Below are 10,632 nucleotides of genomic sequence, written 5' to 3'. Positions count from 1 at the left end.
AATAAACCCAGTGTAGATGCAGCAGCGAGCTTCCAAAACATGGATGTTTTGGCAGAGCTTACAGGGACGTACTTGCAGCGTCTCGTAGTTGTATCTGCACAAAAGCCTGCGGCAGGCAATGGATTAAATTGAAGTGATGGTCTTAAGTAATTGAGCCAATATAGATGAAGTACAAAACATAAACGGGTAACTCGTTTCAGCCCAAAACGTGTTTCAAATGATAGGTAGTAAAGATAAGTAACAGCCAGTAGACCAACTTTTTCTAATCGATAAGTGACTACTGCTGATTACTTCTGATAAGGCATCAATTTCAATGCTCACTTTGCACATATTTGTGCTCGTTTATCCAATACCACTCTGGTAGAGTGCTTATAAATCAATAGCTTTACTTTAGTAAGGCTTAATGCAAATGTTAAAAGGCTGTCTGTACAAAGGAGAAAATATGCCATATCCAGACATGAGTGGAGCAAGAACAACAGAAAAAATGGTAAAGGAAGTGATTGCTGAAATGCGAGAACAAGGCAACCAATCAAGCCTTAATGCCAAAATATCCCTTCTTATTAGTTTTGTTGCATTAGCAATTGCTTTATCTTCGTTGTATTTTTCTTATAAAGATTCAACAGAAGATAGCGAATGGCAAAATGAGCAAATTAGACTATTAAAAGAAATTGCAGAAAAACCAAGTGTTGTATCTGTAAGTGGCAATGAGGAATAGCCATTTAACAAGTTAATCAACTGGACGTATTACGGTTGTCATCATTTTTGCAAAAGAAAAAACCGCAAAAATAACACCAACCTACACGCCAGTTATTAAGGCGTTACCGAATATCCGCTTGCCATATTTTCACTACTGAGACTCATCACTTTAAGGGCTTTGACTCTATCCAATTTCTGTCAAAAATAAGCTTCAAACTTTATTGATTGAAGACCTCGGTAGATATCGCTAAACCAAAGGCGCTAGCTTCATTAACTCAGCAATATTCTGCACCCCAAGTTTATCCATTAGTTTTGAACGATGAACTTCGATGGTTCTGACCGCAACGCATAATTCATTCGACATTTGTTTGTTGGTATTGCCTGCAATAACCAGTTTAAAAATTTGCTTCTCACGTTCAGAAAGTCCATCTATCAAGGCTAAGTGATGCATTTTCCAGTGTTGGCGAATACTGTATAGCAGTCCTTTTTCGATGGAGTTGGATAGCACTTTTCCTTGCACTGGCTTTTGAAAGAAATCAAATGCGCCTTGTTTAAATGCATCGACAGCCATCGGGACATCGCCGTGTCCCGTCAGAAAAATCACAGCTAATGGACTGTTGGCTTCAGTCAGCAATTGCTGCACTTCTGGGCCAGAAAGGCCGGGCATTCTGGCATCTAAAATCACGCAACCAGCAGTAGCAAGATCTACCGAGGATAAGAACAAATCTCCTGAGTTAAAGCTAATCAGCTTATAGCCGTAACCTTCCATCAAAAAAGTAATGGAATCAATAATGGCTTCATCATCATCGACGAGATAAACAGGGCCGTTAATGTCATTTAGCATAACCGTTCCTCAATGTGGTTTTTTACAATGGCTTTCGCCATTGCTCATCAGAGTCATTCTTTGCGAAAAGTAGATGTATTATTGATAGATATCTCAGTTTGAATCGATAAGCGAACTAATTTTATATAAAGCATGAATTGCATCACGTTGCATTGTTGTTGCTCTATCGTAAGCTTATTAAACTTCTCTAATTAAGGCGTTTACTGTGCTACGAATTATCGTGTGCTTTTTACTATTGAGCTTTATTTCTTCTGCATGGGCAAAACCCCAAGAGCTACATGTGGGCGTGTTAGCTAATTGGGGAGACCAACAAGCTATCGCACGTTGGACTCCGATGATGGACTATCTTAATGAACAAGTGCCAGACACGCATTTTAACGTCTATCCAGGTAACTTTGTCGCGCTAAACCAAGCGATGGAGTCGGGGGAGATTCAGTTCATTATCACCAACCCTGGGCAATACCTTTACCTTTCTAATCAGTTCCCGCTATCTTGGCTCGCCACTATGCGCTCTCGTCGTCATAACGGTGCGACTTCTGCGATTGGATCTGCTGTTATCGTCAAAGCTGATAGTGAATACCGTACTTTGTATGACTTGAAAAACAAATCGGTTGCAGCGAGCGATCCTCATGCATTAGGCGGCTATCAAGCCACTATTGGTTTAATGCACAAATTAGGCATGGATTCTAAAAACTATTTTAAAGAAATACACTTTTTAGGTTTTCCGCTAGACCCACTTTTGTATCAGGTCCGTGATGGTAACGTAGATGCCGCGATTACGCCTTTATGTACCTTTGAAGATATGGTGGCGCGTGGGTTAATTAAGGCCGAAGAATATAGAATATTAAACCCAAGTAAGCCCAAAGGCTTTGATTGCCAATGCAGTACACACCTCTATCCTAATTGGTCGTTTGCAGCCAATGAGAGTGTTGATAATGAGCTTAGCAAAGCTATTACCCAAGCTTTGATGAAGTTGCCTTCAGAACATCCCGCAGCCATTACGGCTCAGCTGAAAGGCTGGACGTCACCTATCAGCCAGTTAGCTGTGATTCAATTATTTAGCGAACTGCATGTGGAAAACTCAGACGTTAATCGTTGGGATACGTTATTAAAATGGCTTAAAGATAATCGACATTGGGGCATATTGGCTGTTTTCTTATTTGTGGTCGCGACGGTTTATCACTTATGGATTGAGTATCGTTTTCATCAAAAAAGTGAATCGTTAGTGGCATCAGAAAGGCAATTAAAACAACAAGAAATTGCGTTAGAGAAGTTACAAAGTGCTGCCATGATTGGCGAGATTGGTGCAGGGCTTGCCCATGAAATAAATCAGCCTATCGCGGCCATCACCAGCTATAGCGAAGGAGCATTAATGCGCCTTGAGAATAAACACCAAATGGATAAAGACACCGCCATCGAATTACTCGGTAAGATCCATCAACAATCTACGCGAGCGGGTGAAGTGGTGCATCGAATCAGAGGGTTATTAAAGCGTAAAGAAGCTGTGATGGTTGATGTGAATATTTTGACCTTAGTGGACGAAAGTATTTCGTTATTAAAGCTTGAGTTAGCGAGAAACGATATTCGCATTGATACCAATACCCAAGGCGAACCATTCTTTATTACCGCTGATCGTGTTGGTTTAATGCAAGTGCTGATTAATTTAATCAAAAACAGTATTGATGCCATCAGTGAACAAACCCAGCCAGTTCAATCAAAGCCAGCACAAGGTAAAATTGTTATTTCGATGCATTTTAAAGAGCATCAAGTAGATGTGCAGATTATTGATAATGGACCAGGGCTACCACAAAACTCTGATGCATTAATGGCGACCTTTTTTACCACTAAAGAAAATGGTTTAGGTTTAGGGCTAGCAATTTGTAATGAGGTGATGAAGGAGCACGAAGGTACTTTTAGATTAGATAATCGTGAAGATGAGATAACAGGTTGTGTGGCCACGTTGGGATTAAAGAAGAGGGGTAGTCAGCAAAAAGTTGTGAGTTAACTGAGTGAGTTTGGGCGCTAAATATAAATACGTAATAAGAGATCGTACATACGCTGATTTATAGCCGATAAACGCTAGTTTTGTGCATTAATTCATATTTTTTAGCAATATGTGGTTAACCACAATAGCGTTATTTTGTGATTGCAGTAGGCGGTTTTTTAAACCGTGAACCCAATCACAATGCACGATGTAGACGAGTGAGTATGTGGTTTACCACAATATTCAAGGTTATTTCCTTGAGTGAGAATGATGAAAACCTTAGAACAGCTTAACAGCTTGGCAATCCAGTTTTTTGGATAATGCGTACGCCGTTTTATGTTCTTGGTCATTATTGTCATTTGGGAGATACACCATGAAACTAGATCGGCGAACCTTTATCAAAGGCGCAGGCGCAGGTACCGCAGGTTGTGCCCTTGCTGCTTTGCCCGGCTCGATTGCCGCCTTAGGCAGTGTCACAGTTCAAGGCAGTGAAGAATCTATCGCAAGTAGTTGCGAAATGTGTTCTACACGCTGTCCAATATCAGCCAGAGTGGTTAACGGCAAAAACGTATCCATTCTCGGTAATAAAAAAGCCAAATCATTTGGTGGTGCAGTTTGTGCTCGCGGTGGTGCTGGTCATAGTTTACTTTACGATAAGCAACGTATTGTTAAACCGCTGAAGCGAGTGGGTGAACGTGGTGAAGGCAAATGGGCAGAAATCGAGTGGGATGAAGCCTATAGTTTGATTGCTGAAAACCTCAATAAAATTAAAGCCAAACACGGTGCTGAGTCTGTTGCTTTTTCGTCTAAATCTGGCTCACTTGAAGGCCATCTTTTCCATCTAGCAAAATCCTTTGGTAGTCCTAATACTTTCACCCATGCCTCAACGTGTCCAGCGGGTTATGTGGTTGCGGCTAAAGCCATTTTTGGTGGCAAAATCAAGCGCGATTTAAGTAATTCAAAGTACATCATTAATTTTGGTCATAACTTGTATGAAGGCATCAACATGTCTGAAACTCGAGGAATGATGAATGCCCAAATGGAAAAGGGCGCAAAGCTAGTCGTATTTGAACCGCGCTTTTCTATCGTGGCAGACAAAGCTGATGAGTGGTATGCGATTAAACCTGGCACTGATGTCGCGGTTGCGTTGGCCATGTGTCATACGCTTATTCATGATGATTTGTACGATAAAGATTTTGTCGCAAAATACGTCGAAGGCTTCGATGAATTTGCTAAAGAAGTTAAAAACTACACTCCAGAGTGGGCTGAAGCGATCAGTGATGTACCCGCAGAAGATATTCGCCGTATAACCCATGAATACGCTGCTGCAGCGCCACATGTATTAGTGGATTTCGGGCATCGTTCGTCATTCACAACAGAAGAGTTTGAAATGCGCCGTGCGTTATACGCTGCCAATGTACTGGTGGGTAACATTGAACGTAAAGGTGGTTTGTACTTCGGTAAAAAAGCGTCGAATTATAATAAGTTTGCTGGCGAAACGGTTGCACCAACCTTATCTAAGCCAGGGGTTAAAAACCTGCCTAAAATCGAAGCGAAGCGCATCGATATGGTGGATGAGCAATATTCCATGTTGTGGTCATCAGGCGGAATTTATCAAACAATTCTGGATGCAACCCTTGATGCTGTGCCGTATCAGCTTCATGGCTGGGTAATGAGCCGCACTAATCCAATGCAAACCATGACAGATAGAGCGCGCATTGTTGAATCAATGCAGAAGCTAGATTTTGTGGTGGCTTGTGACTTGTACATTACTGAGAGCGCAGCTTACGCCGATGTATTCTTGCCTGAATCAACCTATCTTGAACGTGATGAAGAAATTAAAGATAAGTCAGGTAAAAACCCTGCTTATTACGTCCGTCAACGAGTGGTAGATACCATTGGTGATACCAAACCAAGCTGGCAGATCTGGAAAGAGGTGGCTGACAAATTAGGTCAAGGTGAATACTTCCCTTGGGAAAATATGCAGACCTTACAGATGTTCCAAGTGAACAAAGACGTTAAATTATTAGACAAGATTAAGCGTGATGGTTGGGTCAGCTACGGTAAACCGTTAATGCTGCGCGAACCAAGCATGGTAAATACGTTTGTGTCTGAATATCCCAATGCCATTACACCTGATGAAGATTCCACTTATGCCAGTCATCTGAGTTTCAAAACTCCTTCAGGCAAGATTGAATTGAGCTCTAATAAGGTCGAAAAAATGGCGCCTGGCCGCGGGGTGATTAAATATCGCGAAGTGACTATGAAAAAAGCTGATGAGCTGTTTTTCATTCAAGGTAAAGTGGCCGTTCACACCAATGGTGCGACTCAAAATGTACCTATCTTAGCGAATTTGATGTCTGATAACGCCCTTTGGATCCATCCAATTACAGCCGGACACATGGGCATTTCTAGCGGTGATAAGATTCGAATTTTCAACGACACTGGCAGTGAAGAGGGTCATGCTCTGGTCACGCCTGGTATTCGCCCAGACACCGTATTTTCTTATATGGGCTGCGGTTCTAAAAACAAAGAGCTTGCACGTGCTACCGGTAAAGGTATTCATTGCGGCAACTTACTTCCTCACGTTACGTCTCCGGTTACTGGCATGAACTTGCACACTACCGGCGTCAAAATAGCCAAGATTTAATCGGAGTTCATTATGACTAAACGTTATGTCCTTGTGCACGATGAAAACAAGTGCATTGGCTGCCAAGCGTGTAATGTCGCTTGTCGCAGTGAAAATAATGTCCCTGAGTCAGTGACTCGTATTCAGGTTCGCGTTGAGGGGCCTTATGGCAATTTTCCTCACCTTCATTTTAAATATAATCGCGTTTCATGTGAGCAGTGTGAGAATGCTCCGTGTGTGAAAGTCTGCCCAACAGGCGCGGCCTACGTCAATGATGATGGCATTGTGTCTATCAATGAAGGCAAGTGTGTTGGTTGCTTGTACTGCGTTGCTGCTTGCCCTTACAAAGTGCGCTTTATTAACCCTGAAACCCGAGTGCCAGACAAGTGCGACTTTTGTAAAGAAACCCGCTTAGCTCGCGGTGAAGAGCCAGCTTGTGTCACGGTTTGTCCTACTCAAGCACTGACTTTTGGTGATGCCAATGATTTAACTTCTGAAGTCAGTCAGTTATTAGACACTAAAAATCATTATCAACAAAAAGTGAATCTAGGCACAGAGCCAAGGGTTTATCGCATTCCTAGCCGTAAAGGAGGGATCAAAGCATGAATAATATCTGGGGCTCAATGGAGCAATATGATCCAGTCGTTTGGAACTGGATAATCGCAGTTTACTTATTTATGGCAGGGTTATCAGCGGGTTCAATGCTGGTGGCAATAGGGCTTAAATGGTACAGGCAAAGTCGTGGCTTACCCACTGAAGGCTTACCAGTTATCAAGGCTGCAGCTGTTGTTGGACCGATCTCTATTTGTGTCGGTATGGCGTTGTTAATGCTTGACTTGACTAAGCCATTTGAGTTTTATCATATTTTACTCAACTACAACTTTACTTCAGTAATGGCTTGGGGGGTATTAGCGTTATTATTTTATATCCCGCTGGTATTTGTATTTGCAGGTTTAGTTTTTGAAAAACCGTTACTGCAATATGCGCCATGGTTATCGGGTGTGGTAAAGGTGTGTCGCAAGCTTGAAAATAGTCTGAATAAGCTGATTTTTGTACTGGCGATAGGAGTTGGGATTTACACTGGTTTCTTACTCTCTGCGTTAATTAGCTACCCGATTTTAAATACCGCTGTGTTACCTGCGTTATTTTTAGCATCGGCGCTGTCTGTGGGGTCGGCGGGTAATATCTTAGTGGCCACCTTGTTCTTCAGTAAAAAAGAGTCTGACTGTATTGAGCAAGTACACCGCATTGAATACCCTGTCGCATTCAATGAAGCCTTATGTTTAGTCTTGCTGTTTGTTGGTCTTAACTTTTCAGGTCCAGCAGCTCAGGCGGCAACATCAGCTATTACGACTGGGACTTGGGCTAGCGTATTCTGGCTAGGTGTTGTCGGACTTGGTCTAGTGGTCCCTGTACTTGCTAGTACATTAGCACCTAAGTCATGGCGTCATACTAAGGGCTTTTTAATTACGGTTTCTTGTAGCACGATTTTAGGAGTGTTAGCACTACGACATTTCGTGGTGTACGCAGGCCAAAGTTATATTAGTTAGTCTGTTTAAAATTTAGGAATTTAACCCTCAAAAAGCCGCTTAATGATTGTTAAGCGGCTTTTTATTACTAAATTATGAGTTTAGAGCGCTGTCCCTGAATCAGTGGTGATAACATTTGGTGATTGTTGAATTTGAGCTTTTAATGCTGGATCAGATAAGATTTGCAATAACTGATCTCGATATGCTCTCAATACGTTATTTTGTGGCGATTCATCAGCCTTTTCATCAACTACGTCTCTTTCTTTGAGGTTTGCTTGATGCGATAGACCCTGATCCTTATCAAATAAATAAGTATTTACTTCGGTATCAAAGCTAAACGACGATACCCAATTTAAATTGATACTGAAAAACCACTCTTGTAAATCAAGTACAAGAAGGTGTTGTGATTCTTGTTCTACTAGTACATCACTCGCAATTGTTTCAGTTGGTACAGCGTCTAAATCTGCCGGTTTTACCTGCCAACCTTTATCCGTTAATCCGAGAACAATTCTTTTTTGTAGCCATTCACTTAGAGTAAGTGATTTGTCATCTTTTTCTGTGGCAAGTAATGCATCAACATTCCAATCTACAGGAATGCCAAATGTTACATGTGCTCGGCCAATAAAGGTTTCAGGTTTACCTTCTTTAACTCTTTTTCGGTTATCAATAACGCTGATTAAAATGGGTTGTTGATTCTGATACTCAGGGGAAGGGCTTTGTTCTTGTAGATTGATAGGAGTAACACAACCTGTAAGCGTAACAATGGTGAAAAACACCAAGATAAATTTAAACACATCAAATCCTTTTTGTTTGTTAATTATTAGTTAATCCATTTGATTCTACATAAAAAAATGCCGTTAATTCAATGGAATTAACGGCATTTTTAGAATTTGCTTATAAAAACGAATTAGCTTTTAGCGCGCTTCATGGCAGTGAAGAACTCATCGTTTGTTTTGGTCATAGCCAATTTATCGATAAGGAATTCCATACCTGATACTTCATCCATAGGATTAAGGATTTTACGTAAAATCCACATCTTCTGCAGTTCATCTGGCGTAGTGAGTTTTTCTTCGCGACGTGTACCAGAACGGTTAAAGTCGATTGCTGGGAAAACACGTTTTTCAGCTGCTTTACGAGAAAGGTGTAACTCTTGGTTACCTGTACCTTTAAATTCTTCGTAAATAACTTCATCCATCTTAGAGCCAGTATCAACAAGCGCTGTTGCGATAATGGTTAAGCTGCCACCGTGTTCGATGTTACGAGCTGCACCAAAGAAACGCTTTGGACGATGAAGTGCGTTGGCATCAACACCACCGGTAAGTACTTTACCTGATGATGGGATAACCGTGTTGTAAGCACGAGCAAGACGCGTGATTGAGTCTAATAAGATAACGACATCTTTCTTATGCTCAACTAAACGTTTGGCTTTCTCGATAACCATTTCAGCCACTTGTACGTGACGTGATGCTGGCTCATCGAAAGTAGAAGCAATAACTTCACCTTTAACCATGCGCTGCATTTCGGTTACTTCTTCAGGACGTTCGTCGATTAGCAATACCATTAACACCACTTCTGGGTTGTTATGGGTAATGCTTTGCGCCATGTTCTGTAGCAGTAAGGTTTTACCTGCTTTTGGCGGTGCAACGATCAAACCACGCTGACCTTTACCAATCGGAGAACATAAATCAAGAATTCGTGAAGTGATGTCTTCAGTAGAACCGTTACCGCGTTCCATACGTAGACGATCTTCAGCATGCAGTGGGGTAAGGTTTTCGAATAAGATTTTAGAGCGAGAATTTTCAGGTTTGTCGAAGTTAACTTCGTTGACTTTTAGCAGAGCAAAATAGCGTTCACCGTCTTTTGGTGGGCGGATTTTACCAAAAATGGTATCACCGGTACGCATATTGAAGCGTCTGATCTGGCTTGGCGAGACATAAATGTCATCTGGGCCAGCTAGGTAAGAACCATCCGAACTTCTTAAAAATCCAAAGCCATCTTGGAGGATTTCTAATACGCCGCCACCAAAGATATCTTCACCGCTTTTGGCGTGGGCTTTCAGAATGGAGAAAATGATGTCCTGCTTGCGAGCACGGGCCATATTTTCTAATTTCATGCTTTCTGCTAGTGAAACTAGGTCTGATATAGACGTGTCTTTTAATTCAGTTAAATTCATGTTGGGGGTCTTGTATTACGCGACGATGCTTACCGCAATCAATCAAAGGGTAGAACAATGTAGAAATGTGTGATTGAAAAGCGAGTAGGAGTTTAGTTGAAAAAATCTGATGAATAAATTAGCACTATATCTGCATGACGTCCAGAATTTTAGCGAAAAATCGGCACAAATTGTTCACATATTGTGCCGATTATCACTTTTCAAGCTTAAAATGCGCAGCAATGTCATAAGGTGTATCGGTTGAGTTAACTAAATATTGTTAGTTTTTAAACAATAGCGAACTAACCGTGTTAGCTCGTTATGAATAATATTCAACTTTCAATCAACAGCTGTCATTTTAATGAGAGGCTTGATTAAGCTTGTGCGTCAATAAACTCTTTTAATTGAGTCTTTGATAATGCACCTACTTTAGTGGCAACTAACTCGCCGCCTTTGAACATTAATAATGTTGGGATGCCACGTACACCGTACTTAGCAGGTGATACATTATTTTGGTCAACGTTAAGTTTAGCTACAGTGATCTTACCCGCGTACTCTTCAGCTACGTCGTCTAAGATTGGCGCAATCATTTTACAAGGACCACACCATTCAGCCCAGAAGTCTACCAATACAGGCAATTCTGAGTTAATGACGTCATTTTCGAAGCTGTCATCGCTTAGGTATACAATTTTATCGCTCATGTAAATCTCCAGATTTGGCACCATTGCTAGTTTATTAATGGCTTACCATGTATATTGGGGCGGTTAAATAGTTTTCAAGTAAACGTGTGGGCTATTT

At 41.3% G+C, this 10,632-nt stretch carries 9 protein-coding genes; 5 read left to right on the top strand and 4 right to left on the bottom strand.

What is annotated here, in order from left to right; translation table 11 throughout:
- Nucleotides 1–442 precede the first annotated feature (442 nt).
- On the top strand, nucleotides 443–715 hold the full coding sequence (locus BCU84_RS17565; protein ID WP_102529375.1) for a hypothetical protein: 273 nt from the start codon (nucleotides 443–445) through the stop codon (nucleotides 713–715).
- Between the two features lie 228 nt (nucleotides 716–943).
- On the opposite strand, the gene BCU84_RS17560 is transcribed toward BCU84_RS17565, so the two are convergent.
- The gene (locus tag BCU84_RS17560; protein ID WP_102529374.1) at nucleotides 944–1,540 is read right to left on the bottom strand and encodes a response regulator; all 597 of its coding nucleotides are present in this window, start codon (nucleotides 1,538–1,540) and stop codon (nucleotides 944–946) included.
- Nucleotides 1,541–1,745: 205 nt separating this feature from the next.
- Here BCU84_RS17560 and BCU84_RS17555 point away from each other — a divergent pair, with 205 nt between their 5' ends.
- From BCU84_RS17555 to nrfD, 4 genes are all read left to right on the top strand, one after another.
- Nucleotides 1,746–3,545, top strand: coding sequence for a sensor histidine kinase (locus tag BCU84_RS17555; protein WP_102529373.1), 1,800 nt, complete (start codon nucleotides 1,746–1,748; stop codon nucleotides 3,543–3,545).
- A 352-nt stretch (nucleotides 3,546–3,897) separates the two neighbouring features.
- On the top strand, nucleotides 3,898–6,174 hold the full coding sequence (gene phsA, locus BCU84_RS17550) for a thiosulfate reductase PhsA (RefSeq protein WP_102529372.1): 2,277 nt from the start codon (nucleotides 3,898–3,900) through the stop codon (nucleotides 6,172–6,174).
- 12 nt (nucleotides 6,175–6,186) lie between these two features.
- Entirely contained in the window at nucleotides 6,187–6,759 is a 573-nt protein-coding gene (locus BCU84_RS17545) for a 4Fe-4S dicluster domain-containing protein (protein ID WP_102529371.1), read from the top strand.
- On the top strand, nucleotides 6,756–7,703 hold the full coding sequence (gene nrfD, locus BCU84_RS17540; protein WP_102529370.1) for an NrfD/PsrC family molybdoenzyme membrane anchor subunit: 948 nt from the start codon (nucleotides 6,756–6,758) through the stop codon (nucleotides 7,701–7,703). Before BCU84_RS17545 ends, nrfD begins: the two co-directional genes overlap by 4 nt.
- Before the next feature lie 80 nt (nucleotides 7,704–7,783).
- Here the strand turns inward: nrfD and BCU84_RS17535 are convergent, their stop codons facing one another.
- The 3 genes from BCU84_RS17535 to trxA all read right to left on the bottom strand — a co-directional run bounded on the left by BCU84_RS17535 (nucleotide 7,784) and on the right by trxA (nucleotide 10,535).
- Nucleotides 7,784–8,476 (bottom strand): hypothetical protein, encoded by a 693-nt coding sequence (locus tag BCU84_RS17535; protein ID WP_102529369.1) that lies wholly within the window; start codon nucleotides 8,474–8,476, stop codon nucleotides 7,784–7,786.
- A gap of 113 nt (nucleotides 8,477–8,589) precedes the next feature.
- On the bottom strand, nucleotides 8,590–9,855 hold the full coding sequence (gene rho, locus BCU84_RS17530; RefSeq protein ID WP_102529368.1) for a transcription termination factor Rho: 1,266 nt from the start codon (nucleotides 9,853–9,855) through the stop codon (nucleotides 8,590–8,592).
- Nucleotides 9,856–10,208: 353 nt separating this feature from the next.
- Nucleotides 10,209–10,535: a thioredoxin TrxA gene (gene trxA, locus BCU84_RS17525; protein ID WP_102529367.1), complete on the bottom strand. Its 327-nt coding sequence runs from the start codon at nucleotides 10,533–10,535 to the stop codon at nucleotides 10,209–10,211.
- Nucleotides 10,536–10,632: the final 97 nt, after the last annotated feature.

The sequence above is a fragment of the Shewanella sp. 10N.286.51.B7 genome, from assembly GCF_002873615.1.
Classification (GTDB): domain Bacteria; phylum Pseudomonadota; class Gammaproteobacteria; order Enterobacterales; family Shewanellaceae; genus Shewanella; species Shewanella electrodiphila.
This window is presented reverse-complemented; position numbering and strand designations above follow the sequence as displayed.